This is a genomic window from Microbacterium istanbulense (genome assembly GCF_037204145.1).
Lineage (GTDB): Bacteria > Actinomycetota > Actinomycetes > Actinomycetales > Microbacteriaceae > Microbacterium > Microbacterium istanbulense.
The window spans coordinates 72,144-98,267 of sequence record NZ_JBBDGN010000010.1; the positions used below are offsets into that span (position 1 = coordinate 72,144).

Annotated in this window: 29 protein-coding genes, 1 tRNA gene, 1 pseudogene and 1 riboswitch; of the genes and pseudogenes, 11 read left to right on the plus strand and 20 right to left on the minus strand. The window is 67.7% G+C overall.

Annotated elements, in window-relative coordinates; genetic code table 11:
• Positions 1 to 152: 152 nt before the first annotated feature.
• From WDU93_RS11170 to WDU93_RS11195, 6 genes are all read right to left on the minus strand, one after another.
• A complete protein-coding gene (locus WDU93_RS11170) occupies positions 153 to 674 on the minus strand; it encodes a hypothetical protein (RefSeq protein WP_337320610.1) in 522 nt (173 codons plus the stop codon).
• A 2-nt stretch (positions 675 to 676) separates the two neighbouring features.
• The gene (locus WDU93_RS11175) at positions 677 to 1,789 is read right to left on the minus strand and encodes a hypothetical protein (RefSeq protein ID WP_337320612.1); all 1,113 of its coding nucleotides are present in this window, start codon (positions 1,787 to 1,789) and stop codon (positions 677 to 679) included.
• 251 nt (positions 1,790 to 2,040) lie between these two features.
• Entirely contained in the window at positions 2,041 to 3,492 is a 1,452-nt protein-coding gene (locus WDU93_RS11180; RefSeq protein ID WP_337320614.1) for a hypothetical protein, read from the minus strand.
• Positions 3,493 to 3,530: 38 nt separating this feature from the next.
• A complete protein-coding gene (locus tag WDU93_RS11185) occupies positions 3,531 to 3,881 on the minus strand; it encodes a helix-turn-helix domain-containing protein (protein WP_337320615.1) in 351 nt (116 codons plus the stop codon).
• On the minus strand, positions 3,862 to 4,980 hold the full coding sequence (locus WDU93_RS11190) for a tyrosine-type recombinase/integrase (protein WP_337320616.1): 1,119 nt from the start codon (positions 4,978 to 4,980) through the stop codon (positions 3,862 to 3,864). Before WDU93_RS11190 ends, WDU93_RS11185 begins: the two co-directional genes overlap by 20 nt.
• A 47-nt stretch (positions 4,981 to 5,027) precedes the next feature.
• Positions 5,028 to 5,588, minus strand: coding sequence for an SOS response-associated peptidase family protein (locus WDU93_RS11195; RefSeq protein ID WP_337320618.1), 561 nt, complete (start codon positions 5,586 to 5,588; stop codon positions 5,028 to 5,030).
• Positions 5,589 to 5,834: 246 nt separating this feature from the next.
• On the opposite strand from WDU93_RS11195, the gene WDU93_RS11200 reads away from it, so the two are divergent.
• On the plus strand, positions 5,835 to 6,776 hold the full coding sequence (locus tag WDU93_RS11200) for a DMT family transporter (protein ID WP_337320620.1): 942 nt from the start codon (positions 5,835 to 5,837) through the stop codon (positions 6,774 to 6,776).
• A 135-nt stretch (positions 6,777 to 6,911) separates the two neighbouring features.
• Here WDU93_RS11200 and WDU93_RS11205 read toward each other — a convergent pair.
• Positions 6,912 to 7,442 (minus strand): annotated as a pseudogene (locus WDU93_RS11205) (nitroreductase family protein); the annotation flags it as partial.
• Positions 7,439 to 7,846: a peptide-methionine (R)-S-oxide reductase MsrB gene (gene msrB / locus WDU93_RS11210; protein WP_337320624.1), complete on the minus strand. Its 408-nt coding sequence runs from the start codon at positions 7,844 to 7,846 to the stop codon at positions 7,439 to 7,441. The gene msrB and the pseudogene WDU93_RS11205, both read right to left, overlap by 4 nt.
• A gap of 63 nt (positions 7,847 to 7,909) precedes the next feature.
• Here msrB and WDU93_RS11215 point away from each other — a divergent pair, with 63 nt between their 5' ends.
• The 4 genes from WDU93_RS11215 to groL all read left to right on the plus strand — a co-directional run bounded on the left by WDU93_RS11215 (position 7,910) and on the right by groL (position 11,528).
• Positions 7,910 to 8,908 carry a DUF2332 domain-containing protein gene (locus WDU93_RS11215; RefSeq protein WP_337320626.1) on the plus strand — a complete coding sequence of 333 codons (999 nt, stop codon included), beginning with the start codon at positions 7,910 to 7,912 and terminating at the stop codon, positions 8,906 to 8,908.
• Positions 8,909 to 8,917: 9 nt separating this feature from the next.
• Positions 8,918 to 9,175 carry a DUF3263 domain-containing protein gene (locus WDU93_RS11220; RefSeq protein ID WP_337320629.1) on the plus strand — a complete coding sequence of 86 codons (258 nt, stop codon included), beginning with the start codon at positions 8,918 to 8,920 and terminating at the stop codon, positions 9,173 to 9,175.
• Positions 9,176 to 9,222: 47 nt separating this feature from the next.
• Complete coding sequence (locus tag WDU93_RS11225) at positions 9,223 to 9,789, plus strand: LytR C-terminal domain-containing protein (RefSeq protein WP_337320631.1); 567 nt, start codon at positions 9,223 to 9,225, stop codon at positions 9,787 to 9,789.
• Positions 9,790 to 9,908: 119 nt separating this feature from the next.
• Entirely contained in the window at positions 9,909 to 11,528 is a 1,620-nt protein-coding gene (gene groL, locus WDU93_RS11230) for a chaperonin GroEL (protein ID WP_337320633.1), read from the plus strand.
• A gap of 73 nt (positions 11,529 to 11,601) precedes the next feature.
• Here the strand turns inward: groL and WDU93_RS11235 are convergent, their stop codons facing one another.
• The 3 genes from WDU93_RS11235 to WDU93_RS11245 all read right to left on the minus strand — a co-directional run bounded on the left by WDU93_RS11235 (position 11,602) and on the right by WDU93_RS11245 (position 14,444).
• A complete protein-coding gene (locus WDU93_RS11235) occupies positions 11,602 to 11,889 on the minus strand; it encodes a WXG100 family type VII secretion target (RefSeq protein WP_337320634.1) in 288 nt (95 codons plus the stop codon).
• A gap of 121 nt (positions 11,890 to 12,010) precedes the next feature.
• Complete coding sequence (locus WDU93_RS11240; RefSeq protein ID WP_337320684.1) at positions 12,011 to 13,705, minus strand: sensor histidine kinase; 1,695 nt, start codon at positions 13,703 to 13,705, stop codon at positions 12,011 to 12,013.
• A 46-nt stretch (positions 13,706 to 13,751) separates the two neighbouring features.
• Positions 13,752 to 14,444 carry a response regulator transcription factor gene (locus WDU93_RS11245; RefSeq protein WP_337320636.1) on the minus strand — a complete coding sequence of 231 codons (693 nt, stop codon included), beginning with the start codon at positions 14,442 to 14,444 and terminating at the stop codon, positions 13,752 to 13,754.
• Positions 14,445 to 14,521: 77 nt separating this feature from the next.
• On the opposite strand from WDU93_RS11245, the gene WDU93_RS11250 reads away from it, so the two are divergent.
• Positions 14,522 to 14,959, plus strand: a complete 438-nt coding sequence (locus WDU93_RS11250) for a pyridoxamine 5'-phosphate oxidase family protein (protein ID WP_337320638.1) — start codon at positions 14,522 to 14,524, stop codon at positions 14,957 to 14,959.
• Positions 14,960 to 14,962: 3 nt separating this feature from the next.
• On the opposite strand, the gene WDU93_RS11255 is transcribed toward WDU93_RS11250, so the two are convergent.
• Genes WDU93_RS11255 through WDU93_RS11265 form a run of 3 tightly spaced genes read right to left on the minus strand, consistent with a single transcriptional unit; the run spans position 14,963 to position 18,612 of the window.
• Positions 14,963 to 16,603: a DNA repair helicase XPB gene (locus tag WDU93_RS11255; RefSeq protein ID WP_337320641.1), complete on the minus strand. Its 1,641-nt coding sequence runs from the start codon at positions 16,601 to 16,603 to the stop codon at positions 14,963 to 14,965.
• A 36-nt stretch (positions 16,604 to 16,639) separates the two neighbouring features.
• On the minus strand, positions 16,640 to 18,334 hold the full coding sequence (locus WDU93_RS11260; RefSeq protein ID WP_337320643.1) for a helicase-associated domain-containing protein: 1,695 nt from the start codon (positions 18,332 to 18,334) through the stop codon (positions 16,640 to 16,642).
• Between the two features lie 5 nt (positions 18,335 to 18,339).
• Positions 18,340 to 18,612, minus strand: coding sequence for a multidrug ABC transporter ATPase (locus WDU93_RS11265; protein ID WP_337320645.1), 273 nt, complete (start codon positions 18,610 to 18,612; stop codon positions 18,340 to 18,342).
• A gap of 98 nt (positions 18,613 to 18,710) precedes the next feature.
• On the opposite strand from WDU93_RS11265, the gene WDU93_RS11270 reads away from it, so the two are divergent.
• Together WDU93_RS11270 and WDU93_RS11275 are read left to right on the plus strand one after the other, a co-directional pair.
• The gene (locus tag WDU93_RS11270) at positions 18,711 to 19,091 is read left to right on the plus strand and encodes a cold-shock protein (protein ID WP_337320646.1); all 381 of its coding nucleotides are present in this window, start codon (positions 18,711 to 18,713) and stop codon (positions 19,089 to 19,091) included.
• Positions 19,075 to 19,674, plus strand: a complete 600-nt coding sequence (locus WDU93_RS11275) for a DUF3027 domain-containing protein (protein ID WP_337320648.1) — start codon at positions 19,075 to 19,077, stop codon at positions 19,672 to 19,674. The genes WDU93_RS11270 and WDU93_RS11275 overlap by 17 nt, the downstream gene beginning before the upstream one ends.
• 74 nt (positions 19,675 to 19,748) lie before the next feature.
• Here WDU93_RS11275 and serC read toward each other — a convergent pair whose 3' ends face one another.
• Positions 19,749 to 20,858, minus strand: coding sequence for a phosphoserine transaminase (serC, locus tag WDU93_RS11280; protein ID WP_337320650.1), 1,110 nt, complete (start codon positions 20,856 to 20,858; stop codon positions 19,749 to 19,751).
• 100 nt (positions 20,859 to 20,958) lie between these two features.
• On the opposite strand from serC, the gene WDU93_RS11285 reads away from it, so the two are divergent.
• The 3 genes from WDU93_RS11285 (at position 20,959) to WDU93_RS11295 (ending at position 23,551) form a co-directional block, all read left to right on the plus strand.
• Positions 20,959 to 21,660: an iron-dependent transcriptional repressor DtxR gene (locus WDU93_RS11285; RefSeq protein ID WP_337320652.1), complete on the plus strand. Its 702-nt coding sequence runs from the start codon at positions 20,959 to 20,961 to the stop codon at positions 21,658 to 21,660.
• A 348-nt stretch (positions 21,661 to 22,008) separates the two neighbouring features.
• A complete protein-coding gene (locus WDU93_RS11290) occupies positions 22,009 to 22,743 on the plus strand; it encodes a M23 family metallopeptidase (protein WP_337320654.1) in 735 nt (244 codons plus the stop codon).
• 310 nt (positions 22,744 to 23,053) lie between these two features.
• Positions 23,054 to 23,551, plus strand: coding sequence for an HNH endonuclease (locus tag WDU93_RS11295; protein ID WP_337320656.1), 498 nt, complete (start codon positions 23,054 to 23,056; stop codon positions 23,549 to 23,551).
• A gap of 26 nt (positions 23,552 to 23,577) precedes the next feature.
• Here WDU93_RS11295 and WDU93_RS11300 read toward each other — a convergent pair.
• The 5 genes from WDU93_RS11300 to WDU93_RS11320 form a co-directional block, all read right to left on the minus strand.
• Positions 23,578 to 23,654: transfer RNA gene (locus WDU93_RS11300), tRNA-Arg, on the minus strand.
• A 71-nt stretch (positions 23,655 to 23,725) separates the two neighbouring features.
• Positions 23,726 to 24,070: a histone-like nucleoid-structuring protein Lsr2 gene (locus tag WDU93_RS11305; RefSeq protein ID WP_337320658.1), complete on the minus strand. Its 345-nt coding sequence runs from the start codon at positions 24,068 to 24,070 to the stop codon at positions 23,726 to 23,728.
• Between the two features lie 54 nt (positions 24,071 to 24,124).
• Positions 24,125 to 24,451: a DMT family transporter gene (locus WDU93_RS11310; protein ID WP_337320660.1), complete on the minus strand. Its 327-nt coding sequence runs from the start codon at positions 24,449 to 24,451 to the stop codon at positions 24,125 to 24,127.
• 11 nt (positions 24,452 to 24,462) lie between these two features.
• Positions 24,463 to 24,530, minus strand: a riboswitch (guanidine-III (ykkC-III) riboswitch).
• Positions 24,531 to 24,589: 59 nt separating this feature from the next.
• Positions 24,590 to 25,447, minus strand: coding sequence for a LuxR C-terminal-related transcriptional regulator (locus WDU93_RS11315; protein ID WP_337320662.1), 858 nt, complete (start codon positions 25,445 to 25,447; stop codon positions 24,590 to 24,592).
• Positions 25,448 to 25,586: 139 nt separating this feature from the next.
• A complete protein-coding gene (locus WDU93_RS11320; RefSeq protein ID WP_337320664.1) occupies positions 25,587 to 26,114 on the minus strand; it encodes a methylated-DNA--[protein]-cysteine S-methyltransferase in 528 nt (175 codons plus the stop codon).
• Between the last annotated feature and the right edge of the window lie 10 nt (positions 26,115 to 26,124).

Below are 26,124 nucleotides of genomic sequence, written 5' to 3' on the forward strand. Positions count from 1 at the left end.
TTGCTTGGGTATTATTCTGCCGCTCGCCCGGCCTGCAGGCGCGCACGGTCATGCCGGCGCGGCCACGAGCGATCCAGTGACGCACCAGCACGATGCGACGCACACACCGACGTCGCGGAAGCGCAGCCACGCAGAGCCTGGCGCCGGCCGGGCTAATTGCAACTCGGCGCGAGTTCGTATGCCGTGGTTCCTTCTGCTGTGCTTTCGAGGCCTTCGGGGGTCTGGTAAGTCACTCGCATCCGTTGGGCTGTGCCGGTCTGTCCCTCGAGCTTCACCACCACGACAACCGAGTAGTGCTGTCCTGCTTCTAGTCGAGCAGATTCGGCGGGGATCCGCTCGTCCCACGGGCCCCCTACCTCATCTCTGAGGACTCTGAGCGGCTGAGCCCCAATCGCTGTTGCTCCGTCACTGAGCGTGATTACCGATGCGGACTCCACGGTCTTCAAGCCCGCTAAGTCGAGCAACTCCACGGACGAGACGGTGACGTCTGACTCGGCCTTCACGGTCTCTCCTAGAGCAATTTCCTCGTTGTTGGCAGCGGGTATGCAGAGCGTTCCCTCGTCGCCTCCCATCGCAAGGTACGTGGGCCCCGAGGGGGTGCATGCGGTGAACACCAGTGTGGCTGCCGCCGCGATCGCAGCGGCAGCCACACGGTGTGGGTTCCGTGAAGTCATGTCTACTTCACTACCAGAGTTCCGGGCGTCGCTCCTGGGTATCCCTGGGATCCGCACAGTGACTTGGCCGCTGTGAACTTGATCGTCACCTTGCTCGTGGTGGAGTACCCCGTCTTAGCACTCAGATCGAATCCGACGTAAGCCGAAACGTCGGCGCCGCCCGAGATGGTCTGTGCTGTGGAACTCGAACGAGTGAATGTGGAGCCGGAAACATAGCTCGTGCAATATGATGCGCTGACAGACGCGGTGCTCGTGGAGGTTCCGCCCACGTGAGCGACGGCACGCAGAGAACGTGACTGCTCCCCGACGCCCGTGCAAACTGTCTTGATGATCTTGTACTGAAACTGAGTCTTGAAAGCGCGACCGCCCGATCCTGTGAGCGCCGGCCAAGTCGTCGACGTGGAGCTTGCTCTGTTCACGCTGACGCTCCCGCTCGCGCCCCAGGATCCACTCGGCGTCTTCACTGCAACGCCAAGTGTCGAACTCTGCGACGACGAGTATGAGAACGAGGCGGAGAATCCACTAGTCGCCGAGGATCCGACCCTACCCACCTGCACCCAGTAGTTGCCTGCGACGCCTCCGTCGATCGGTCCGCAGGCCAGCACCGCAGCTGCGATCGAGGGCGACGATGATCGCTTCGCCGCTGCCGCCTGCGCCTTGAACTCCTGCGAAGAAACAGACGCTTCGATGTCGATGGACCGGACTCCCGCTTGCAGTTGATTCTCCGCTTGGGCGAACGAATGGTCCGAGATCAGGGACCCGTCTGGGCCATACACCAGCGCTTGATAGTTGACCGCTCCGTCCGCCTGGACCTTCCGTGCGGCCAATGCCGTATCGACTGGGACGGAGAAGCGGCCGTCCCTCCCCGTCGTTCCGACGCCGACTGGGGTCATAGGCACGGGATCGCCTTCGTTCAGGGCAGCAAGAACCTCGTTGCTCGGCCAGGCCGAGATCTGCACGGTCGCCCCGTCTAAGGACACACCGTTCGAACTCTCGACCACCCCGGAAAACTCTGGGTTCACCGCACTGGCGTCGTCCGCCATCGCGGGGGAAGCGACCATCGCCCCAACCATTCCCATCACCGCAACTGCAGCTGCGGCAGATCTCTTGAACACTGCTTCCTCCGATCGATCGCCCCTCCCATTGGAGGCGTTAACAAGGCAGGATATTCACGCCCGCCTTTACTGTCTGTAGGCCGTATGGGGGACAACTCAGGTCAGCCGTCTGTGCGCTGCTCGAGCCGCTGGCAGGCGCTCTGTTGGCTCTCTAGCTGCTCAAATCAGGCCTTAGGCGGGGCGGTGACGACCCGGCCGGGAAAGAACTTGCTGATGAGGGTCTCGACGCGGGCGCGGATCTTGAGGTGGCATCAGCGCCTGAACCCTGGTTCCGGACTGTGAAATTTCTGGAGCGAACGCTGACTTTCCTCGATGTCTCGGAGCGGCGGGTAGTCTCTCCAAGCGCCGCCGGCGTCTACGCTGCGACGGTAGGCGGTGTCGGCTGTGACACCGACGACATCCGCGAGCACCGAGGCGGGAACGGTGTGCGCGAAGTGCTGCAGACGGGATGAGCGGAAGTGACGCAGGGCCAGTCCGTGTCGGGAGGCTACGAGCTCGATCGAGGCTGCGGTGACATGCTGGTTCGGCATCGTCCCGGGGAACAGCCATCCGTGCGTGTCTGGATGCCGGCTCGGGCGCGCGTCGAGCTCGCGCAGTTGTGCGCGGACGAGAGCGGCGAGCCGGTCGGGGACGGGAATCGGCGTCCGGGCGAACGTCATCGTCATAGCGGCGGACCCGTCGACGACCTGGTTGCGCGTGAGCGCGATGCTCGCCTCCACAGGTTGGGCGAAGACAACCGCGAACAGTGTGATCAGACGCGTCGGCAGCGGGATCGTCTCGTCGGCGAGAACACGCGCGGTGATCTCGGCAAGATCCGGATCGGATAGGTGAGACCCTGCTCCTCGAGAACGGATCGTCGTCACTGCGACCTTGGGAGCGATCCTCTCCTGGACCGCCCAGGTCACGAACGGTCCGATCTGCTGGCGCACTCGATCTGCGGACACGAAGCGGTCGATCGCAGGCTGATCGACCGTCTCTATCGTCATTCCGTGGGTGTCGAGCCATTGAAGGAATTCCGAAATATAGCGCAACTGAGCGCGGCGGGCACTGAACATCGGGCTCGTCAGCGTGCGTCCCTGGAGAGATCGGCGGATCAGTGGCAGCATCCGCCAACGGAAGAATCTCCCCAGCAACGCCGAATGAGCCGCGGGGAGAGTGGCGAAGAGCCGAGTGCCGTAGGTCTCCAAATCGTGAAGGAACACGTCGATCTCCGGAAGCACTCCGGCGCTCATCAGTGTGCGGCGAAAATAGCGGAGCTTCGTCGACGGAGCGAGGGCGTCAAGAGTCTGATGCGAGAGCGCGGCGGTTCCGGTGGCCATCGCCCTCAGTATTGACGGGACCGGCTCGCGCCGGATCCACTTCAGGACGGTATCGCTGCCGCCAACGGCGAGAAGGTAAGAGTGAAGTGGCCGCAGGGATTCGGCGACGTTGCCGGTGCCGTCGTCGAGGAGGGCACTCAACCGCGAATCCAGTCTGCAGGGCGCGCAATGCGATCCCTGCAGACTCTCCTCGCGTCCGCAGGTGCGGCAACCGAATCTTCCAGGTTGGCCCGCGCAAGGTGAGCAGACGGCGATGCCGCGCGCGTCGAGGTGAGCGAGCACCCGCGTGTGCGTGCAGTGCGGACAAGGCGCAGGGTGCCGCCGCAGCCAGGAATAGCAGGGGTTGCAAATCTGACCGCCGAGCAGCCGGTAGCGCGCGATCACGTCGCGATGACAGCGATCACAACGCCAAGCCGGGCCAGTCATCCGTTCGGCTCAGCGGGGCGGTGCAACCGTGCGGGAATCGGCCGCAGCTCGGCAATGCCCGGGTTGGTCATCCCGGTGCTGTACGCGCGACGTTTCGCGGCTTTAGCGACAGCGCGGATCTCGATGAGGTCATTCGGAGTGCAGGAGAAGATCCGGCAGAGCGCCGCGAGCACGGTCATGTTCAGCCTGTCCGGAGTCTTCGTGACCAGACGGAACACCTGTTCCCTTGACAGCACCACACCCTGCTCCTGCAGGGGCCCCCGCAGATCGGTGGTCTGGAACATCCCGGCAGCAGACATCATCGCCCGCAGATTCCACTGGACCTGCTCATCGGAATTCGTGGTCATCGGTGTTCCCGTAGATGCTGGCCAAGGATTGGGCGACGACACGGGTCTTGAAGTCGTCGCCGACCGAGGTGTAGATGGCGGTGGTCGAAGCGTACGCGTGCCCGACCTGATCCTGGACGAACCGCTCCGCGTACCCCCATTCGATCAGATTCGTCACGTAGGTGTGACGCAGCGCGTGCAGGCTCAGTTCCGGCGGAAGACCGATCCCGTCACGGATCTCCGCGAACCTCTGATCAAGATACCGTAACGACACCCGCGTGTTGCGCTCGGTCGGCCAGAGCGGACCAGACGCTGCAGCGCCGTAGTGTTCTCGATCCGACGTCACCCATTGCGCCAGCCCCTCGACCGCCCACGAGTACTCCGCCAGCGCCAGCACCGTCCTCCGCTTCGGGCCGGAGCCTCGGGACCCTTTGCCCCAGCGGACGTAGACAGCTCCGCAGGTGCCGAAGGCCGGAGCCGAGGGGTTCGATCTCAGATCCGGGACATCGAGCCCCGCGACCTCTGCGCGACGGAGTCCGAACGCATACGTGGTCTTGAAGATCAGCGAGTCTCGCAGCGCTGCCAATGCGCCCTTCTTTCCTGCCCGCTGGATCCGCAGGACCCGCTCATCCGCTGCTTCGAAGAAGCGCTCGAGCTCGTCATAGCTCAACGCCCGTCTTTGCGGTCGGCCCTCGTACTCAACGAGATGGACCACGGTGTTCCAGTCGTGGCAGATCTGCCGCGGCGAGGTCCCGAAGCGATCGCTGCAGGCCCGCCGCCACCCGTACCGGTCATCCACGAGGTAGTCGCAGAACATCCGAATCATGGTCTGATATGCCCGCAACGTGGACTTCGCCAACGGCCTACGACCCGACAGCAGGTGAACACTGAACGCCTCCAGGTCAGACGATGTCCACTCCCAGGGGTAGGTCTCCGTGAACTCTTGGAACCGTCGGATCAGCTTCGCCCGCGTCGCAGCTGTCTTGCGCTCAAGTCCGCGGCTCGCCTGCTGCTCCGCCCACCCGTCCAGCATGGAGTCGAGCATGAACTTCTCTTCGTGTAACGGCACGATGTTCTGACGCAGCTGGAACGGAATGGGCACGAACGAGGAATCAGACACGTCGAAAGTGTTGCATCAAACGCAACATTGATGCAACTTCCCCAACCTCAAAAGAGCTGGTCGGACCCCTTTGCTGATTTCTCATCGCGTGTTGCGGTCACCCGGATCAGTTCGTTGACCGGTGTAGCTGCGGCGATCGCAGCGTCGATCAGCCCGCCGCCCGGACTCTCCGTCGTCAGCCACTCCTCCGTGAACCCGGGACTGATCAGCAGCGGCATCCGATCATGCACATGTTCCAGATGGCGGGCCGCCGGCTGCATCACGATGCTGTAGCACGTGTACTCCGTCCCGTCCGCGGCCCGGCCGGGACGCGTCACCGCGGCCAAAGTCAGAAGACCGTCCTCAGGGGCGGTGAAGTGATGCCAGACGCGCGACGGCTTCTGCATCTCACGCCAGAACGACACCGGCACGATCGCCCGCTCCGGGAGAGGGCCCTTGCTCGCGGCCAGCCGCTCCGACCTGGTGTTGATCGATGCGAAACTCGCAGGCGCACCGTTGACCAGATACCCCCACCACGCGAACTCCAGGGTAGATGGTGTGGTAACGGTAGGGTTCAGAGTGCGGAGGTTCTTCCCGGTAGGGCGGAGAATATCGCCATCATTGCCCACCGCCCACGAGCGAAGCCCCTCGAGCACGGCGGCGTCGATGGCATCCCTAAAGTCGCCATCCGTGAATCGCGGGTCCAGCCCGTAGCTAGCGCAAATCAGAGGCTCCTCTCGTCGAATCGGAATAGCTCATCCCGATTAATGCCCGGTCGAGGATCGAGCCCATAGCTTGCGCACATGCCCACAGGTTACCCATGGTCACCGACATGCCCCGCGGGAGCACCGGTCGCGCGGCGCTAGGTTCGTAGGGTGACCGCCGACCGCCCGCTCTCCACCCCGCTGGCGCTCGGCGGGGCGGCCGCGATCGGCGCGATGACTGCCGTACAGGCGCGGATCAACGGCGTGCTCAGCATCCGCATCGATGATGCCGTGGTGACCGCGCTGATCTCTTTCAGCGTCGGACTTCTCTGCGTCACGGTGACCACGCTGGCCACCGCGCGCGGCCGCGCGGGCCTGCGTCGACTGGCGAGCGGATTCCGTGCGCGCAGCATCCCGTTCTGGATGCTGCTCGGGGGCGCCTGCGGTGCGCTCACGGTCACGACTCAGGGCCTGGTCGCCGGGCTGCTCGGCGTCTCGCTGTTCACCGTCGGCGTGGTTGCCGGACAGACGCTCAACGGGCTCGTGCTCGATCGCATCGGTTTCGGTCCCGCCGGGGTCGTCGCCGTCACGCCCGGCCGCGTCTTCGGCGGGCTGTTCGCGCTCGCCGCCGTGGCCGTCTCGCTCGCCGGAGGCGCGGTGACGACCGCACCGCCACTGCTGTTGCTGCTGCCGTTCATCGCCGGCGTCGGCATCGCATGGCAGTCGGCGACCAACGGGCGTCTGGCCCAGCGCATCGTCTCGCCCATGGCCGCGACTCTGGTCAGCTTCGCCGCGGGCACCCTCGTGCTGGCCGTGTCAGCCGCTGTCAGCATCGCCGTGCGCGGGATGCCGCAGGCGCTGCCGGCCGAGCCCTGGCTCTACGTGGGCGGGGCGCTCGGATTCGTGTACATCCTGTTGGCGTCGTTCCTCGTCGCGCACACGGGGGTGTTGCTGTTGGGGCTCGGCTCCGTGCTCGGCCAGCTTGCCGGCTCGATCGTGATCGACCTCATCTGGCCAGCCGCCGCCGGGCCTGCGCTGTGGCAGCTGGTGGCGATGATCGCTCTCGCCGCTGCATCCGTCGTGGTGGCCATGCCCCGGCGGCGCCGGGCCTGATCAGGCGCCGTCGGCGCGCTTCGCAGCCTTTTTCGCGGCCTTCTTGGCCCGCTTGGCCGCCTTCTTTCTGGCCTTCTTCGCTTGCTTCTTCGACAGCTTCTTCGGCGCCGGCCGTGCGATGTCGCCATCGCCTGTCGGCATCCGGTCGAGAACCGACTCACCTTCGACACTCTTACGCCGTCCGGCGCTCTTGCCCGCCGGTTTGCCGCCGACGTACAGCCAACCCAGCAACTGCTCGTCATCGCCCAGGCCATGGGCCTTCGCGACCGCAGCCGAACGGGTGTAGTGGCCCGTGCGCCAGATCACACCCCAACCCGCGTCGTCGAGCAGCAGGCTGAGCATGTGCGCGACGCCGGATGCCACCGCCTCCTGCTCCCAATACGGCACCTTGCCGCTGGGGCGATGCCGGGCGACGACCGCGATCAGCAGCGGCGCGCGCAGCGGCTTGCTGGAGGGCACGTCATCGCCCTGTGCCTCGGCGATCGCCGCGCCGAGGCGCTCCCGGTCGGCGCCGCGCAGCTCGATCAGACGCCACGGGCGCAAGGAGGAGTGGTCGGCGACGCGGCCCGCGGCCTCGACCATTTCGACCAGTTGCTCGCGCGTGGGCGCCTGATCGGTGACCTTCGACCACGACGTGCGGTCGCGGACCGCGTCGATGACACTCACGACTCGTCGGCGGGAGTGAAGTTCAGCGCCAGCGAGTTCATGCAGTAGCGATCGCCGGTTGGGGTGCCGAAACCATCGGGGAAGACGTGCCCGAGGTGCGAACCGCAGTTCGCGCAGCGCACCTCGGTACGCACCATGCCGAGCGAGCGATCCTCGATCAATTCGACCGCCTCGGGGCGCACCGACTCGTAGAAGCTCGGCCAACCGCATCCGGAGTCGAACTTCGTGCCGCTCTTGAACAGCTCCGCCCCGCAGGCCCCACAGTTGTAGACACCGTCGCGCTTCTCGTCGAGCAGCTCGCCTGTCCAGGCCCGCTCGGTCGCGGCCTCGCGCAGCACGGCGTACTGGTCGTCGCCGAGCTCCTCGCGCCACTGGGCATCTGTCTTGTTCACGCTGTACGACATGGTGTCCTCCCTGGATCCCCTCCATTCTCTCGCGTCTGCGCTACCGAGGGCGAGAATGGAGGCATGACGATGCTCGCCGTGCGCGAACGCTACGCGCGCTTCGCCAACGAAGAAGCTTCCGGTCGCAGCGAGGTGTACGCCGCGTGGGCGCGCGGCGTTGTCGCGGATCCAGAGATGCAGGCGCTCCTGGCGCGGATCGCCGAGGCGCACCGGCAGCCGCCCCTCGTGTTCGCCGTCACGCGCATGCTCGGCGCGCCGGTGGCCGACTATGCGGCCTGGCGGGTATTCGTGCTGGGTCATGCCGACCAGATCGTCGCCGAGTGTGCGGCCAGACGCCTGCAGACCAACGAACCCCTGCGGCTCGGGCCGCTGCTGCCGGTGCTCACCGAGATCGACGGCCCGATCGCGCTGCTCGAGATCGGCGCGGCCGCGGGGCTCTGCCTGTATCCCGACCGGTACTCGTACCGCGTGGTGGACACGGCAGGAGCAGAGCGGGTGCGGCTTGACCCTGCCGATGGCCCATCCGCTGTCGTGCTCACGAGCGTGGTCGACGGTGTGCTCCCGCCGCTGCGCGTGCCCGAGGTCGTCTGGCGTGCCGGCATTGACCTTGCCCCGTTGGATGCCCGCGACCCACGCGACCGCGCCTGGCTGCGCGGCCTGGTCTGGCCCGGCGAGCAGGGACGAGAGCAGCGCATCGCGGCGGCGCTCGACATCGCGGCATCCGACCCGCCGCTGCTGTGGGAGGGGGACGCGGTCGAGCAGCTGCGCGCGCTGGCCGCCCAGGCACCCGCCGACGCCACCCTCGTCGTGAGCACGCCCGGAGTGCTCGTCTACCTGCCGTGGCCGCGCCGGCTGGAGCTCGTCGAGGCCATCCGGTCCCTTGACGCACGATGGGTCACGATCGACGCACCCGCACTGCTGCGCGACCTGTGGCAGCCGCCCGTGAGCGTCGACGACTGGCCCGGCTCGGTCGTCGCGATCGACGGGCAGGTCCGTGCCGCGGCCGACCCCCTCGGTCGTCACTGGGAGTGGCGCGGCGGCGACGGGGCGGATGCCGCGTAGCCTGGCCTCATGCTCGGAGACCTCACCGATCGCGACAAGGCGATCCTGACGCTGGAGGCGGCCTGGCCGCGTCACAGCGGCATGAAGGAGGAGACAATTCGAGAGAAGCTCGGTCTGAGTCCCGCACGCTACTACCAGTTGCTCGGGCGTCTCATCGAGACCGAGGCCGCGCTCGAATTCGATCCGCTGCTGGTGCGTCGACTTCGCCGGCTGCGCGATGCGCGGGCCGCCCAGCGCACCTCGCGCATGCGCGGCTTCGTCGGCTGAGCGCCCCGCGGAGCGGATTCACGGCATCGGCCAGATAGCATCTTCTGGTGTCCACGCGCCCTCACGATCGATTCGACGACGTCCCCCGCGACTCCGGGAGGGTCGGTGCGCACCGCGCAGAAGCGCCGGGCATGAACGGTTGGGTGGTTCTGCTGTGGTCGACGGCCGCGGCTCTCGTGCTGATCGTGGCCGGCATCTTCATCTCGCTGGTGATGATGGGGCGCATCGAGCTGTTCCCGCAGGCTCAGCCCGAGGTGGCGGCCACCCAGGCCGGCGAGGCCGCCATCGACCCCACGTACCGGGTGATGATCCTCAATGGCACGTCGACCGACGGTCTGGAGACCGAAGCGCGCGACATCCTGCTCGCCAACGGCTGGACCGACGACATGGTGCTCGCGAGCGCCGGATCCACCACCGACTTCGAGACCACCACCGTCTATTACGTCGAGACCGGTGACCAGGCGGCTGCCGCGGGGGTCGCCGACCTCATCGGCGGCGCGAGCGTGGTGCAGAGCGACTTCTATGCCGGCCAGAACGACACGGACGATCCTCAGCTGACTGTCGTGCTGGGCCTGGATCGCACCACCGCTGCTCCCGAGACCCCCGCGGAGTAGTCGGGGCGGCTTCCCTCGCGGCTTGCACTCTCGGATGCCGAGTGCCAGAATGGCGTTAGCACTCACTGTGTTCGAGTGCTAAACCCACACGCCTACGTCCGGGAGGGACGAAAGAACTCATGGCAAAGATCATCGCTTTCGATGAGGAGGCCCGCCGCGGCCTCGAGCGCGGCCTGAACATCCTGGCCGACGCCGTCAAGGTCACCCTCGGCCCGCGCGGTCGCAACGTCGTTCTCGAGAAGAAGTGGGGCGCCCCCACCATCACGAACGACGGTGTGTCGATCGCCAAGGAGATCGAGCTCGACGACCCGTACGAGAAGATCGGCGCCGAGCTGGTCAAGGAGGTCGCCAAGAAGACCGATGACGTCGCCGGTGACGGAACCACCACCGCGACCGTCCTCGCTCAGGCGCTCGTCCGCGAGGGCCTGCGCAACGTCGCCGCCGGCGCCGACCCCATCTCGCTCAAGAAGGGCATCGAGAAGGCCGTCGCCGCGATCACTGCTGAGCTGCTCTCGAGCGCCAAGGAGATCGAGTCGAAGGAGCAGATCGCCGCGACCGCGTCGATCTCCGCCGCCGACCCCGAGATCGGCGCGCTGATCGCCGAGGCCATCGACAAGGTGGGCAAGGAAGGCGTCGTCACCGTCGAGGAGTCGCAGACCTTCGGCACCGAGCTCGAGCTCACCGAGGGTATGCGCTTCGACAAGGGCTACCTGAACCCCTACTTCGTCACCGACCCGGAGCGTCAGGAAGCGGTCTTCGAGGACCCGTACATCCTGATCGCTAACCAGAAGATCTCGAACATCAAGGACCTTCTGCCCATCGTCGACAAGGTGATCCAGGACGGCAAGGAGCTCGTCATCATCGCCGAGGACGTCGAGGGCGAAGCTCTCGCGACGCTGGTGCTGAACAAGATCCGCGGCATCTTCAAGTCGGTCGCCGTCAAGGCTCCCGGCTTCGGCGACCGCCGCAAGGCCATGCTGCAGGACATCGCGATCCTCACCGGCGGTCAGGTCATCACCGAAGAGGTGGGCCTCAAGCTCGAGAACGCCACGCTCGACCTGCTGGGCCGTGCCCGCAAGGTCATCGTCACCAAGGACGAGACGACCATCGTCGAGGGTGCCGGTGACGCCGAGCAGATCGAGGGTCGCGTGACCCAGATCCGTCGCGAGATCGAGAACACCGACAGCGACTACGACCGCGAGAAGCTGCAGGAGCGCCTCGCCAAGCTCGCTGGCGGCGTGGCCGTCATCAAGGCGGGCGCGGCCACCGAGGTCGAGCTCAAGGAGCGCAAGCACCGCATCGAGGACGCCGTCCGCAACGCGAAGGCAGCCGTCGAGGAGGGCATCGTCCCCGGTGGTGGCGTCGCGCTGATCCAGTCGGGCACCAAGGCTCTCGACGCTCTCGAGCTGTCGGGCGACGAGGCGACCGGCGCGAACATCGTCCGCGTCGCCATCGAGGCTCCGCTGAAGCAGATCGCCCTCAACGCCGGCCTGGAGCCGGGCGTCGTCGCGCACAAGGTCTCCGAGCTCCCGCAGGGCGAGGGCCTGAACGCCGCGACCGGTGAGTACGGCGACATGTTCGCACAGGGCATCATCGACCCGGCCAAGGTCACCCGTTCGGCGCTGCAGAACGCGGCATCGATCGCCGGCCTGTTCCTCACCACCGAGGCAGTTGTGGCTGACAAGCCCGAGAAGGCTCCGGCCATGCCGGCCGACCCGTCGGGCGGCATGGACTTCTGAGTCCCGCTTGACGTACGACAGAACGCCCTCGGCCTCGGCCGGGGGCGTTCTGCTGTGCCTGCGAGCTGTCGGGTCAGCGGAACAGGCTGGCCGAGTACTGGTCGGCGTCGGCGTACTGCGCGGCCGCCGAGCCCAGGGCAACGCCGATCGAGCCCAGCACCTGCTCGACGTGCAGTTGCGCGCCGCGCCATTGCTCGCTGCAGGACTGGAAGGCGGCGGATGCCTGACCGGTCCACGAGGACTGCAGCTGGGTGAGCTGGGCCATCAGCGCGGCAGAGTCGGCCTGCAGACGCTCCATGGTCGCGCGTGCGGCGCCCTGAGCGGCGCCGACCGCGTCGGTGTCGACGGTGAAGACGGACATGAGAACTCCTTTCGACGGGGTCCTCAGACACTATGTTCCGGCGCGGTGGCAGCAGCGCGCGTTTGCCGGTATCCGTGCACAACTCCGGTAACGCGGAGGCTGGGGAGAACGAAGCGGCGGTTTAGAGGTCGAGGTCGAGGCGCTGCAGTGGTTGCGTCTCCTCGAGCAGGTGCTCGGGAGTCGACTGCGGCGGTGCCAGCGGCAGCGCGACCGTGAATGTCGCGCCACCACCCGGTGTCTCGTCCACGCGCGCCGATCCGTGCAGCGAGCTGACGATTGAGGCGACGATCGCGAGCCCCAGGCCTGCCCCGCCGGTCTCGCGCGCGCGTGAGGTGTCGGCACGCCAGAAGCGTTCGAAGATCTGGTCGCGGATCTGCGGAGGGATGCCCTCGCCGTGGTCGACCACGGCGATCATCCCGCGGCCGGCGCGCCGGTCGGCGCTGACGACGATCTCGATCGGGCTGTCCTCGGGCGAGAAGCGACGGGCATTGCCGAGCAGGTTTGCCACCACCTGGCGCACCTTGTTCTCCTCGCCGAGCACGATCGGGGGTGTGCGTACCGGGGCGTCCTCTGCCTCGGTGAAGTCGATCGACGGCATCTCCGCAGCCGGTTTCGTGCGGCGGCGAAGGCGTGCCAGCGACACTCCGGGCCGCCGCGGCGCAGCCGGTTCCTGCGTGATCGGTGTCGGCGCGGTGGGTGTGCGCTCACCGTCGGCGGTCCGGTCGATCACCGTCACGGTGCGCCCGGGCGCGGCCACCCGCACGTCGAGTGCGGCGTCGCGCGCGATGGGGCGCAGATCCAGCGGCACGATCTCCAGCTCGCGCTCCTCGTCGAGCCGGGCGAGCGCCAGCAGATCCTCGACGAGCACACCCATCCGGATCGCCTCCTTCTCGATCCGCTCCATCGCCCTGGCGGTGTCCTCCTCACCGCGGATGGCTCCCATCCGATACAGCTCGGCGTACCCACGCACGCTCACCAGCGGGGTACGCAGCTCGTGGCTGGCGTCGCCGATGAACCGCCGCATGTTCTGCACCGTGCGATCGCGCTGCGCGAGGGATCCGTCCACGCGGTCGAGCATCGTGTTGATGGCGGCGTTGAGGCGCCCCACCTCTGTGGTCGGCTCGAGGTCGGTCAGCCGCTGGCTGAAGTCGCCTGCGGCGATCGACATGGCCGTCGACTCCACCTGGGTCAGACGCCGGAAGGTCAGAGTCACCAGCCCGCGGATGAGCAGGGCCGCGAGCAGGATCGTCACGAGCGCCACGGTGGTGTACACCGCGAAGTACGTCGCGACGATGCGATCGGCCTCTTCCAGGGGCAGAGCGACCACCTGCACGTAGTAATTGCCCGCCGAGACCTCCTGCGCGGACACCGAGGCGTGGAAGTCGGACCCGTCGGGCGACTCGAGCGTGATCACCTGATCGCCGAGCAGCGACGCCTTCTGCAGCGAGAACGTCGTCGGGAACACCGGGCGCGCGCTGGCCTGATCGCTTCCGCCCACCTCGGCCAGCGGATCGCCGGCGGCGTCGTAGAACGCCGCCACGAAGTCGACCGAGCGCGGCGCGTTCTCTCGGGCGGACAGCTCGAGCTCACCGTTGTCGATCGTGATGTCGAAGAAGCGCTGGGCCTGGCTCGTCGAGACGATCGCCGGCAACTGCGTGTCGATGTTGTTGACCATCGCGTTGCGCAGGATCGGCACGGTGCCGATTCCGGCGATCACCAGGCCCAGTGCCAGCACCGCGACCGTCACCCCGGTCACCTTCGCGCGCAGGCTGATCCGCCGCCACCAGGTCGTGACCGCGTCCGGCTTGTGCGCCATGCGGTCCTCCCCGTCGTCGGCGTCGATGGGCGTCACGCCCCGGGCGTCACGCGCCCTTGCCGACCTTCAGCATGTAGCCGAAGCCGCGCTTCGTCTGAATCAGCGACTCCTCGGTGTGCGGGTCGATCTTGCGGCGCAGGTACGAGATGTAGCTCTCGACGATGCCGGCGTCGCCGTTGAAGTCGTACTCCCATACGTGGTCGAGGATCTGCGCCTTCGACAGCACCCGGTTCGGGTTGAGCATCAGGTAGCGCAGCAGCTTGAACTCGGTCGGGCTGAGCTCGATCGGCACCTTGCCGACGAAGACGTCGTGCGTGTCCTGATCCATCGACAGCTCGCCCGCGCGGATCAGCGACTCCTCGTCGGCCTGCATCGTGCGCCGCAGGATCGCCTGCGCGCGCGCGACGATCTCGTCGAGGGCGAAGGGCTTGGTGACGTAGTCGTCGCCACCGGCGTTGAGACCCTCGATCTTGTCCTGCGTGTCGTCCTTGGCGGTGAGGAACAGGATGGGTGCGGTGAATCCGGCCCCGCGCAGCCGCTTGGTGACGCTGAAGCCGTTCATGTCGGGCAGCATCACATCGAGAATGATCAGGTCGGGCTCCTCTTCGAGGACCGCCGAGATGGTGGCCGCGCCGTTGGCGACCGTCTTGACCTGGAACCCGGCGAAGCTGAGCCCCGTCGAGAGCAGGTCGCGGATGTTCGGCTCGTCGTCGACGACAAGGATGCGCGCATCAGTCATGCCCCCATTATGGTGACTTCACTGATGCCTGGGCTGATTGTCTTCCGGTAAGCCCGTTTCCGCGCCAGGATTGAGCCATGGCAGACAGCAGCGAAGTGGTCCGCACACTCAGCGACGCGGAATCCTGGGAGCGTCTGGGCGCTCACGAACTGGGCCGGCTGGTTACCCACGTCGGCAACGTGCTCGACATCTTCCCCGTGAACTACGTCACCGACGGCGAATCGTTGGTGTTCCGCACGGCGGAGGGCAGCAAGCTCGTCGAGCTCACCGTCAACGACGAGGTGCTGTTCGAGGTGGATGACTACACCTCCGCCGACGCGTGGAGCGTGGTCGTACGCGGTCGTGCGCACCGTATCGAGGATCTCGCCGAGCGTGAGGCCGCCGAGGAGCTCGGGCTGTCGCCGTGGATCCCCACCTTGAAGTACAACTTCGTCCGCATCACGGCCACGTCCGTCTCCGGGCGGGCATTCCGCCGGTCGGGCGAGCCAGAGCGATACGGCGTCTCCGACTACTGAGGGTTATGCGGCCAGCGCGTCTGCGTCGAGGATCGTGTAGCTGTACCCCTGCTCGGCGAGGAACCGTTGCCGGTTCTGTGCGTAGTCCTGGTCGACGGTGTCGCGCGCGATGAGGGTGTAGAAGCTCGCCGTGTGACCGGACTGCTTCGGACGCAGCAGGCGTCCGAGACGCTGCGCTTCCTCCTGGCGGGAGCCGAACGACCCCGAGACCTGGATGGCCACGGATGCCTCGGGCAGGTCGATCGAGAAGTTCGCCACCTTCGAAACGACCAGCAGTGAGATCTCGCCCTCGCGGAACTGACGGTACAGCTCCTCGCGCTCGTCGATCGGCGTCGCGCCCGTGATCTGCGGTGCGTTCAATGCCTCGCTCAGTGAGTCGAGCTGGTCGAGGTACTGACCGATCACGAGGATGCGCTCGCCGGGGTGCTTCGCGATCAGCTCGCGCACGGCGGTGATCTTCGCCGGGGCTGAGGCGGCCAGCCGGTAGCGCTCATCGTCGGTCGCAGCGGCGTACTCGAGCCGGTCATCGGCGGGGAGGTCAACGCGCACCTCGTAGCAGGCGGCGGGGGAGATGAATCCCTGCGCCTCGATCTGCTTCCACGGGGCGTCGAACCGCTTGGGCCCGATCAGGCTGAACACGTCGCCCTCACGGCCGTCCTCGCGCACGAGTGTGGCCGTCAGGCCGATGCGGCGGCGAGCCTGCAGATCGGCGGTCAGCTTGAACACCGGGGCAGGCAGCAGGTGCACCTCGTCGTAGACGATGAGGCCCCAGTCCATCTCGTCGAGCAGGGAGAGGTGGGCGTACTCGCCCTTCCGCTTAGCGGTGAGAATCTGGTAGGTCGCGATGGTGACCGGCTTGACCTCTTTGGCCTGGCCGGAGTATTCGCCGATCTCTTCGGGCGTGAGTGAGGTGCGCTTGAGCAGCTCATCGCGCCACTGTCGGGCCGAGACGGTGTTCGTCACGAGGATGAGCGTGGTCGTCTTGGTCGCCGCCATCGCGCCGGCGCCGACGATGGTCTTCCCCGCGCCACAGGGCAGCACGACGACGCCCGATCCGTCTTTCGCGAAGGCATCCACGGCATCCTGCTGGTACGGGCGGATCTGCCAGCCGTCCTCGGCGAGGTCGATCTCGTGCGGCGTGCCAGGGGTGTACCCGGCGAGATCCTCGGCCGGCCAGCCGATCTTCAGCAGCTCCTGCTTGATCTGCCCGCGAGCCCAGGCGTCGACGGCGTAGGTGTCGGGGTTGGGGTGGCCGATCAGCAGCGGCTGGATGCGTTTGTTGTTCGCCACCTGGGCGAGCACGGCCGGGTCGCTCGAGCGCAGCAACAGCACGCCCTCGTCGTCGCGCTCGATCACCAGGCGTCCGTACCGGTTCACCGTCTCGCGCAGATCGACCGACACCGACGGCGGCACCGGGAAGCGCGACCAGCGGTCGAGGGTCTCCAGCATGTCGTCGGCAGTGTGGCCGGCCGCGCGGGCGTTCCACAGGCCCAGACGGGTGATCCGGTAGGTGTGGATGTGCTCGGGGGCGCGCTCGAGCTCGGCGAAGATCGCCAACTCGTGACGGGCCGACTCGGCGTCGGCGTGCGCCACTTCGAGCAGCACGGTGCGGTCGCTCTGGACGATCAAGGGGCCATCAGACATAGCAGACCAGTCTAACCGTGCTGGCGGAGAGGGGGCTCAGTCGGTCACGACCCGCACCGAACGGATGCTGCGCACCGGCAGCGTCCGCTCGACATCGGCCGCACGATCACGGCCGCGCAGGCGCCCCCCGCCCAGCCCGGATGCCTCGAGCACGAGTGCTCGGCTGGATCCGTCGGGCATCGCGACCTCGACCTCGAGCACCGCGCGGGCGCGCACGGCGGCATCCAGCTCCCGGTCGAGCCATGCGGCATCCGAATCGACCTCGTGGTGCTCACGCAGTCGGGCGATCAGGGGCGCAAAAGAGGTGTGTGGGCGTGTGGGGCTCTCAGCCAGGTGACGTCTGGCGGTGGCGACCGGGGCGCCGTCGGCATCCACCAGCGTCGCCGGGTAGCGGCCGTCGCTCAGCGCCCACGCCACGGTCTCCGCTCCGACCCGGGTGATGAGGGCATCGCCCTCGCGGAGCAGACCGAGCGGACGCAGCCCGCGGTCGACCTCGATTGCCGCGAGCAGCCCCGCATCCGCGCTCGTCACCCTGGTGCCGCCGCCCTCATAGGGGGCCACGCGCACCAGCCCGTGGCGCGCCGCGGTCTGCGCCAGCAGGTAGGTCAGCGGCTGGGGGAGGCCGGTGAGGGAGAGCGCCGAGAGAAATTCGGTCAGGCTCGCCTCCGTCTCGCCGTCGACGAGCGCCCTGGCGACGGACTCGGCGGTGAACCGATACGACGACGCCTGCGCCGAATCGTGCTGGGTCATCGCGCGCAGCCGGTTGTCGAGTGCAGGATGCAGGGGGCCGGGGGCGATCGCGGTGAGATCGTTCTGCAGGAACACCTTGTCGATCTCCGAGGGGAGCAGAGCGCTCAGCGGCGCGGTATCCGCCTCGTCGCCGGCGCGCAGAGTCGCCGCCCAGACGGGTTCGGCGCCCGAGGGCGTCTCGAGCCCCAGCAGTTGGGCTTCACGCCGCAGTCTCTCTGCCACCTGCGGCCAGCTCGCATCCCACGGGTGTGCGCCGGACCACGCCGCCGGAGCGATCCAGCCGGTGCCGGAACGGATGCCCCGTGGCATCCCGGAGCGGAACGCCTCTGTCACAACCGCCCACCGCACCGCGAACGACGACGCCAGCCACTGCTCGGCGGCGGCCGTGGTGACCAGAACGCGCTCGTCGGCGCGGGCCAGCCCCGCCGTCACCGCGAGTGCGCGCAGATCATCCACTGTGCCGGTCTCGATGCCCGACTCCGCCATGCGGCGGCGTTCGCCGGCCGTCAGCACACCCGAGGCGACCAGCGCGAGCGGGGTGTTGCGGGCGGCCAGCAACAGGTCGGCCAGGGCGCCCACCGTCGCCGAGGCCCGTTCCGCGGCGCTCGCCGTCTCGGCATCGGATGCCGCCGGGGGGACAGCCGGATCGGCGTCCGGTACATCGGCGCGCTCGGCGACGACGGCGGCGACGGGCGGCGGCACCGCGCCCTCGTCGTCGAGCAGAGCGAGGTCGATCAGCGCGGATCGGCTCGCACCGGCATCCGCACCGCGCGCTGCCTGCTGCAGATCGCGCGCCTCCTGCCTGGTCAGCGTGCTCGTCGTGCGCTCGATCGATGCGGGCTCGAGCAGCCACTCCGCAGCGTCGAAGAAGTCATTCCAGGGGGCATCCGGGCGCACGCCCCTGGCGCGCAGCAGCGCCTCGAGCCGCTCGTCGCTCGACGCAGCGAGGCGAACAGCCAGCGGGCGCGCAGACGTGCTCATCGCCGTCAGTGCCCTGCGGCACGCCCCTTGCGCACGAAGCTGCGCACAAGCAGCGCAATGATGAAGATGAATGCCAACGGCAGGCCGTACATCGGCAGGGCCGCGACCACCGGCCAGGCCCCGGCGAGGAAGTCCTGCTGGGTCATGCCCAGTGCCGTGCCGATGATGATCGCGAAGAAGCACGCCACTGAGAGGGCGGCCAGCCCCAGCGCCGCATACGCGAGGATGCTGTCGATCCGGCTCGTCGGTGTCTCAGGGGCGTTCTTCGGACTGCTCATCGCACTCAGCGTATCGTCTGCCCACCGGGCAGGACGGGTAGGCTGGAGGGGTCGCGCCGCCGCGCGACGTTTTCGTACCACTTCAGCGAGGTTCTCCCATGCCCACCGGCAAGGTCAGGTTCTACGACGACGAGAAGGGCTTCGGCTTCATCTCAGGCGACGACGGTCAGGATGTCTTCCTGCACGCGTCCGCACTCCCCGCCGGTGTGTCGGTGAAGAAGAACGCCCGTGTGGAGTTCGGGCTGGCCGACGGTCGCCGGGGCCCCCAGGCTCTCTCCGTGCGCGTGCTCGACGCGCCGCCGAGCCTCGCCAAGGTGAACCGCAAGCCCGCCGACGACATGGCCGTCATCGTCGAAGACCTCGTGCGTCTGCTTGACGAGGTCGGCGGTGACCTGCGCCGCGGCCGGTACCCCTCGCCCAGCCACGGCCGCAAGGTCGCGGCGGTGCTGCGCAAGGTTGCCGATGAACTCGACGCCTGACGACCTGGTCGCCGCGACGCGGGAGCTCGCTCTCGCCGCGTTGCACGAGATCACGCCCGCCTCGACGGTCGGCCCCTACGCCGATCACCGTGTCGAGGCCGACGGCGTCGTCTCGCTCCGCTTCCAGAACCGCCTGCCCGGGTACCCGGGGTGGTTCTGGACGGTGACGGTCGCCCAGGTCGACGGGGAAGAGCCCACCGTGCTCGAGGCCGAGCTCATGCCCGGCGACGGTGCGCTGCTGGCCCCGGACTGGGTGCCGTGGGCCGAGCGACTCGCCGAGTACCGCGCGCACCAGGCGGAGCTGGCGGAGGCGGCTGCCGAGGCCGAAGAAGCCGACGACACCGAGGTTGCCGATCCCGACGAGGACGACGACGCGGATGCGGATGACGCTGCAGACGACGACACCGATGACGACGATGATGCGGATGCTGCACTCAGCGACCTGCTCCACGCGGGTGATCTCGACGGTGTCGACATCGACGAACTCGACCCGACGCCAGGCGACGCGGATGACGCGGACGAGGATGAGGACGCGGACGACGAGGACTCCGACGACGACGAGGACTCTGATGACGAGGAGTGAGCTGCTCGCGTCAGACGCAGAAGTCGTGGCATGAGAAAAGGGGCGCCGAGGCGCCCCTCTTCTTGTGTCCGGTGTCAGCCGAGGCGCTCGAGCACGTAGTCGATCGAGCCGATGAGTCGGCGCACGTCGTCGGGCTCGATCGAGACGAACGTCGCGATACGCAGCTGGTTGCGCCCGAGCTTGCGGTACGGCTCGGTGTCGACGATGCCGTTGGCGCGCAGCTCCTTCGCGATCGCCGCCGCATCGATGGTGTCGGCGAAGTCGATCGTCACCACGACGGGGGAGCGGTCTGCGGCATCCGCCACGAACGGCGTCGCCACCTCGGAAGCCGTCGCCCAGTCGTAGAGCAGGCCAGACGACTCGGCGGTGCGCGCGGCAGCCCAGGTGAGACCGCCGTTGTCCTGGATCCAGCCCAGCTGGCTGTCGAGCAGGTGCAGCGTGGCCAGTGCCGGGGTGTTCAGCGTCTGGTTCAGTCGCGAGTTGTCGACGGCGTTCTTCAGGCTGAGGAACTCGGGGATGTAGCGATCGGATGCGGCGATGCGCTCGATACGTTCGATCGCCGCGGGCGAGGCCAGGGCGAACCACAGGCCACCGTCCGAGCCGAGGTTCTTCTGCGGTGCGAAGTAGTAGACGTCGGCCTGCGCGGCGTCGAAGTCGATGCCTCCGGCGGCGCTGGTCGCGTCGATGACGGTCAGCGCGCCGTCTGCCTGCACCCGGGTGACGGGCGCGGCCACGCCGGTGGAGGTCTCGTTGTGCGGCCAGGCGTAGACGTCGACGCCCTCGACGATCTCGGGGCGGGCGCCCGTGCCGGGCTCCGCCTTGCGCACATCGGGCGACTCCAACCACGGCGCGGCGGCCGCGGCGGCGAACTTACCGCCGAACTCGCCGAAGACGAGGTTCTGGCTGCGCCGCTCGATGAGGCCGAACGCAGCGGCATCCCAGAACGCGGTCGAGCCGCCGTTGCCCAGCAGCACCTCGTAGCCCTCCGGCACGCGGAAGAGCCCGGCCAGGCGCTCGCGCACGCTGCCGACGAGGTTCTTCACGGGCGCCTGGCGGTGCGAGGTGCCAAGGAGCGTCGTGCCGACCGAGGCGAGCGCCTCGATCTGCGCGGGGCGCACCTTGGACGGGCCGCAGCCGAAGCGTCCGTCGACGGGCAGGAGTTCGCGGGGGATCTCGATCGCCATGGCTCGATTGTAGGTGAGTGGCGCTTCTCACCCCGTCCGCGTGACGCGCAGCGACGAAGCGGGGAAGGTAGGCTTACCTAACAACCACCGGAGGGCCAGCATGACCGACCTGATCGACACCACCGAGATGTACCTGCGCACGATCCTCGAGCTCGAGGAGGAGAACATCATCCCGCTGCGTGCCCGCATCTCGGAGCGCCTCGGCCATTCCGGCCCCACGGTGTCGCAGACTGTCGGCCGCATGGAACGCGACGGCCTCGTGATCGTTTCGGAAGACCGCCGACTCGAGCTCACCGACGCCGGCCGCCGCAAGGCCGTCGACGTCATGCGCAAGCATCGCCTCGCGGAGCGCCTGCTCTCTGACGTGATCGGTTTGGACTGGGCCTTCGTGCACGACGAGGCCTGCCGCTGGGAGCACGTCATGAGCGAGCAGGTTGAGCGCCGCCTGGTCGAGCTGCTCGGCCACCCCACCGAGTCCCCGTACGGCAACCCGATCCCCGGCCTCGACCAGCTCGGCGACCTGCCCGCGCGCACGTTCGACGAGGGGGTGATCGGACTCGTCCGCAAGCTGGATGCCGAAGGCGGCACGATCGAGGGCACCGTACGCCGGCTCGCCGAGCCCGCACAGGTCGACCCCGAGCTGCTGGAGCAGTTGCGTGACGCCGGCGTCGTGCCTGGTGCGCACGGTGAGTACCGCTACAACGAGGGCTACGTGCTCATCCACATGGACGGCGCGGACGAGGGCCTGGAGCTTCCGGTCGAGCTCGCATCGCACATCTTCCTGGTGGGCGAACCCGCATGATCACGCGCCCTCGGCGAGTGTCCGGCGGATTGCCAGGTTCCCGGGGTGACAGAATCGTTATCTTCGGGTAACGTCGGACGGGTCATCGGCGAGAAGCCCGTCGATGATGCACACGAAGATCGCCTCCCCGGCTCGTCTTCTTCGTGAGAAGTTCGCCCAACGGGCGTGCGCTATGTGCGCGCCCGACTAACGACATTGCTGACGAGCCGGCGCTCACCCGAGAGCGCGGAGGCGCAGGAGGATTCCCTTTTGGCCGCAGAAATCGACACCCCCTCGACGACAGCTGAACAAGACTCCCCCGCACGGGTCCGCAAGGCGTCCCCGGCGAAGCGGAGCAGCATCAAGCCGATGCGGACGGTGGCGATCTTCGCAGCGGTCGGTGCGCTCGTCGCTGCGGTCGCGCTCCCGGCCTACGCCTCCACCAAGCCCGCCGACGCCGACGCGACCACGCTGCAGCAGCTCGCCGTCGACGACGCCCAGTCGCTGGTCGTGGCTTCCGAGGCCACGGCAGCCCCGCTCGACCGTGGCACCTACGAGGCGACGACGCCCGAGGAGATCGCGAAGAAGAAGGCTGAAGAAGCCGCCGCCGAGCGTGCTGCGGCCGCCGCCAAGGTCGCCGCAGCCGCCAAGAGCAGCGGAACCAGCAGCAGCGTCAGCAGCGCAGACCTCCAGCTTGTCGCTGCCGGTTCCGGCCAGGTTCGTTACCCGCTGCCCTCCGGCTCGTACTACGTCAGCCGCTCCCTGCAGAGCGGCCACGATGGCGCCGACATGGTCGCCAATGCGGGCACCCCGATCTTCGCCGCCGCAGGCGGCGTCGTCCGCATCTCGTCCGAGAGCTACTACGGCTACGGCGTCGCGATCATCATCGACCACGTCATCGGCGGCCAGCGCGTCTCGACCACCTACGCCCACATGACCAACGGCACCCGCGCCGTCAGCGCCGGACAGTCGGTCTCGGCAGGGCAGTTCATCGGCAAGGTCGGCAACACCGGCAACTCGTACGGTGCGCACCTGCACTTCGAAGTCAAGGTCAACGGATCCCTCGTCGAGCCGTTGGGTTGGCTCTCCGCCAACGCCGGCTGACCTCCCGCCACAGACACGCCCCCACGCGTTTGCCCTCTGTTCGCCCTGGCTGCGAAGGGATGGGTTAGCCTGGGGGCGTCGTCGTAGGGACGGGAGAAGCCGATGGAACCGATACCGGGCATCCGCACCATGGATGCGCTCGGTCGTCTGGTTCTTCTGCATCGCCCGCAGGGACGGCTCGGTCTCGCCGAGCGCACAAGGCGCTGTCACTAGACAGCGCCTTTTTCGTCCCCACGGTCGCCCTCGTCAGTACGTCGCCGTGTGAGTCGAGAGTGCCGGGAAGCCATCCCGGCGGATCGAGAGGATGACGATGCGCACACTGGTCCTGAATGCCGGATACGAGCCGCTGGCGGTGGTGTCGTTCAAAAGAGCGCTGGTGCTCGTGATGAACGACAAGGCGACGGTGATCGAACACACCGAGGACGACCCCGTCTGGGCCGCCAGAGGCTCGTACGAGCGCCCCGTGGTCATCATCCTCTCGCGCTACGTGCATGTGCCGAGAAGCAGACGGATGCCGGTCACCCGACGCGGCGTGCTGCGCCGAGATGATCACCGCTGCGGGTACTGCGGCAAGGCGGCCTCGACCATCGACCACGTGCTGCCGCGTTCGCGCGGGGGAGCGGACTCCTGGGAGAATCTCGTGGCCTGCTGCCTGCGCTGCAACAACATCAAGAGCGATCGCACGCCGCAGGAGATGGGCTGGGAGCTGCGCTTTGCTCCCCGCGCTCCCCACGGAACCGGGTGGAGCGTGCGAGGAGCGGAGCGGCAGGACCCGCGGTGGGAGCCGTATCTGGCACTCGCGGCGTAATTCGTGCCGTCGCGGCGCGTAGGCGGTGGTGCCCTCGACAGGATTCGAACCTGCGACCTGCCCTTTAGGAGAGGGCTGCTCTATCCGACTGAGCTACGAAGGCGCCAGCCCAGTCTACCGGCGGGCATGAAGACGGCCGGCCACCAGGGCAGTGGCCGGCCGTCTTCGTCAGCGTCAGTTCGCGGCGCGGTACGCGTCCATCACCTCGGCGGAGATGCGGCCCCGCTCCGAGACGGTGTGACCGTTCGCCTTCGCCCACTCGCGGATCTCGGCCGTGTCGGAGGAACGACTCGCGCGGCGGCGCGTGGTGGCCGACCGAGCGGCGCCCGCCGCAGACGCGCGGCGTCCGGCCTTGATGTACGGCGCGAGGGCCGCACGCAATTCATCCGCGTGCGCGGAATTCAGGTCGATTTCGTAAGCGGCGCCGTTGAGCGAGAAATTCACTGTCTCGCCCTCACCGCTTTCGAGAAGCGAACCGTCGATGTCGTCAACAAGCTGGTGCACAATTCTTCGGGCCATGCCTGCAAAATTACCGGACGCGAGATATCAGCGGCAAGAAGATGACAAAAGGAATCAGTGCGAGCCGTCGTCGACCAGTTTCAGGCCGACAATGCATCCGACCAGCCCGATGAGAAGCAGAATGCGTACCCATGAAATGTCTGTGTCTCCGGTGATCATCGCCCAGACGACCGTGAGTGACGCTCCGATTCCCACCCACACGGCATAGGCGGTACCGGTGGGAATGTCACGCATCGCCCAGGCGAGTCCGACCATCGACAGCGCGAGCCCGCCGAAGAAGACGACCGAGGGCCAGAGTTTTGTGAGGCCTTCGGACTTGCCCAGTGCTGTTGCCCAGACGGCTTCGAGAACACCGGAGATGATGAGAATGATCCACGCCATGACAGGTCCTTTCGAACCAGTCTTTTCGCTTTCCGGGTACTGGTCGACCTCGTCCGGGATCGCCATTTCCGCGATCTGAGTTCACCGTACCCGGTGTCGGCCGGTTCTGTCTGTGCAGGCGCTGATCAGGGTTGTGGCTCAGGGCAGCAGGCCGAGCCTGCGCGCACGGGCGACGGCTGCGTGCCGTGTCGACGCATCCAACTTCGACATCGCCGCGCGAACGTAGGCCTTGACGGTGCCCTCGCGCAGGCCCAGCTCGGCACCGATCTCGGCATTGGTGGAGCCCAGAGCGGCGCAGGCGAGCACATCGACCTCTCGCCGCGAGAGGTGCGTGACCGCTACCGGCGTGGTCGGCGGGGCAGCGGGTCGCTCATCAGTGATGCTCAACAGCCGCTCTTCCAGCGCCGAGAGGCGTTGCCGCAGTGAGTCATCGGTGACCGTTGAGGCGATGGTGCGCAGCTCGGCATACGTCTCGCGCAGCTGCTCGCGCTGCGTCGCCTGCAGAATGGCCTGCTCCGGCGCCGTGCGCAGGCGCCTGGCCACCTCATCGCGTATGCGGAGCTCGGTCGCGACGGACTGCGCCACCTCCATGGCCGGTGCGGTGGTGATGCCCGCATTGCCGACCGCTTCCCACGCGCCGGCGTAGAGCACACCGCGGGGCCGGCCGTCGACGACGATCGGGATCGCCAGCAGGGTGCGAAGCCCCTCACCCAGCACGAAGACGTCGTAGTCGTGGGTGATGTGCGGAGACGTGCGGTAGTCGCTCGTCATCCGCGGGCGCAGCTCCATCATGGCCCGCCCGCCGAGCCCGCGGTCGGGATGCACCTTCAACCCGTCGAGGGCGTGCGTGCGGTTGCCGACAATGCTCGTCACGGAGACGACGCCGTCTTCGATCAGGCCTCCGAAAGTGACGGGGAAGCGGGTTTTCCGGGCGAGCTCGCGCACGGCATCGGCGACGAGATCGTTGTCTGATCCCGTTTCCTGCGCGGCGCTCATGCGGCCTCGCTGCTCGAGGGCGACGACATCGTGCGGGCCCCTTCCGTCGGGTCGAGGGTAGCACCGGGCGTCCTCGCAGTGGGGGCGTGTGGGGCCTGGCCGGCGGGCGCAGCGGCCTACTCGCCGACGCCCGCCGGCCTCACGATCTCGAACCGGCTTCGCGTTCGAGATCGAGCAGGAAGCGCTTGCGCTCGGGATGGGCCCCGTAGTGGCCGGGGGTGCCATCCGAACGGATCACGCGATGAACGGGAACGACGACCGAGAACGGCGTCTCACGGCACGCGGTGCCCACTGCCCTCGCGGCGCCGGGGTGACCGGCGACGACCGCGACTTCGCCGTAGCTCATCGTCTCGCCGAACGGTATCTCGCAGATCGTCTGCAGGGCCGTGCGCTGGAAACCATCGACGAGCGACCAGTCCAACCGCACCTGTTCGTGGAAGCGCACGGCGTCGCCGTTGAAGTACGCATCGAGCAACCACGCCAGCTGATCCGCGGCCCCCGGATCGGGGTCGAGGGGCGCGCCGACGCGTCGCGCGAACGCATCCAGCAGCCACGGCACTGTCGGGTCAGCGGCCTCGGACAGATCGAAACCCACGAGGCCCTCGTCCGAGAACACAGCCAGCGCATCACCGAACGGCGTGGGGGCGAAGTCGTAGCGGAAGCTCATGCCACCATCC

Coding starts and splice junctions, on each gene's coding strand:
- WDU93_RS11290 (WP_337320654.1), top strand. CDS start 22,009: ATGCGGACGGTGGCGATCTTCGCAGCGGTCGGTGCGCTCGTCGCTGCG.
- WDU93_RS11315 (WP_337320662.1), bottom strand. CDS start 25,447: ATGAGCGCCGCGCAGGAAACGGGATCAGACAACGATCTCGTCGCCGAT.
- WDU93_RS11245 (WP_337320636.1), bottom strand. CDS start 14,444: ATGACTGATGCGCGCATCCTTGTCGTCGACGACGAGCCGAACATCCGC.
- WDU93_RS11295 (WP_337320656.1), top strand. CDS start 23,054: ATGCGCACACTGGTCCTGAATGCCGGATACGAGCCGCTGGCGGTGGTG.
- WDU93_RS11285 (WP_337320652.1), top strand. CDS start 20,959: ATGACCGACCTGATCGACACCACCGAGATGTACCTGCGCACGATCCTC.
- WDU93_RS11260 (WP_337320643.1), bottom strand. CDS start 18,334: ATGAGCACGTCTGCGCGCCCGCTGGCTGTTCGCCTCGCTGCGTCGAGC.
- WDU93_RS11235 (WP_337320634.1), bottom strand. CDS start 11,889: ATGTCCGTCTTCACCGTCGACACCGACGCGGTCGGCGCCGCTCAGGGC.
- WDU93_RS11310 (WP_337320660.1), bottom strand. CDS start 24,451: ATGGCGTGGATCATTCTCATCATCTCCGGTGTTCTCGAAGCCGTCTGG.
- WDU93_RS11220 (WP_337320629.1), top strand. CDS start 8,918: ATGCTCGGAGACCTCACCGATCGCGACAAGGCGATCCTGACGCTGGAG.
- msrB (WP_337320624.1), bottom strand. CDS start 7,846: ATGTCGTACAGCGTGAACAAGACAGATGCCCAGTGGCGCGAGGAGCTC.
- WDU93_RS11320 (WP_337320664.1), bottom strand. CDS start 26,114: ATGAGCTTCCGCTACGACTTCGCCCCCACGCCGTTCGGTGATGCGCTG.
- WDU93_RS11185 (WP_337320615.1), bottom strand. CDS start 3,881: ATGACCACGAATTCCGATGAGCAGGTCCAGTGGAATCTGCGGGCGATG.
- WDU93_RS11255 (WP_337320641.1), bottom strand. CDS start 16,603: ATGTCTGATGGCCCCTTGATCGTCCAGAGCGACCGCACCGTGCTGCTC.
- WDU93_RS11240 (WP_337320684.1), bottom strand. CDS start 13,705: ATGGCGCACAAGCCGGACGCGGTCACGACCTGGTGGCGGCGGATCAGC.
- WDU93_RS11275 (WP_337320648.1), top strand. CDS start 19,075: ATGAACTCGACGCCTGACGACCTGGTCGCCGCGACGCGGGAGCTCGCT.
- WDU93_RS11305 (WP_337320658.1), bottom strand. CDS start 24,070: ATGGCCCGAAGAATTGTGCACCAGCTTGTTGACGACATCGACGGTTCG.
- groL (WP_337320633.1), top strand. CDS start 9,909: ATGGCAAAGATCATCGCTTTCGATGAGGAGGCCCGCCGCGGCCTCGAG.
- WDU93_RS11170 (WP_337320610.1), bottom strand. CDS start 674: ATGACTTCACGGAACCCACACCGTGTGGCTGCCGCTGCGATCGCGGCG.
- WDU93_RS11250 (WP_337320638.1), top strand. CDS start 14,522: ATGGCAGACAGCAGCGAAGTGGTCCGCACACTCAGCGACGCGGAATCC.
- WDU93_RS11270 (WP_337320646.1), top strand. CDS start 18,711: ATGCCCACCGGCAAGGTCAGGTTCTACGACGACGAGAAGGGCTTCGGC.
- WDU93_RS11215 (WP_337320626.1), top strand. CDS start 7,910: ATGACGATGCTCGCCGTGCGCGAACGCTACGCGCGCTTCGCCAACGAA.
- serC (WP_337320650.1), bottom strand. CDS start 20,858: ATGGCGATCGAGATCCCCCGCGAACTCCTGCCCGTCGACGGACGCTTC.
- WDU93_RS11265 (WP_337320645.1), bottom strand. CDS start 18,612: ATGAGCAGTCCGAAGAACGCCCCTGAGACACCGACGAGCCGGATCGAC.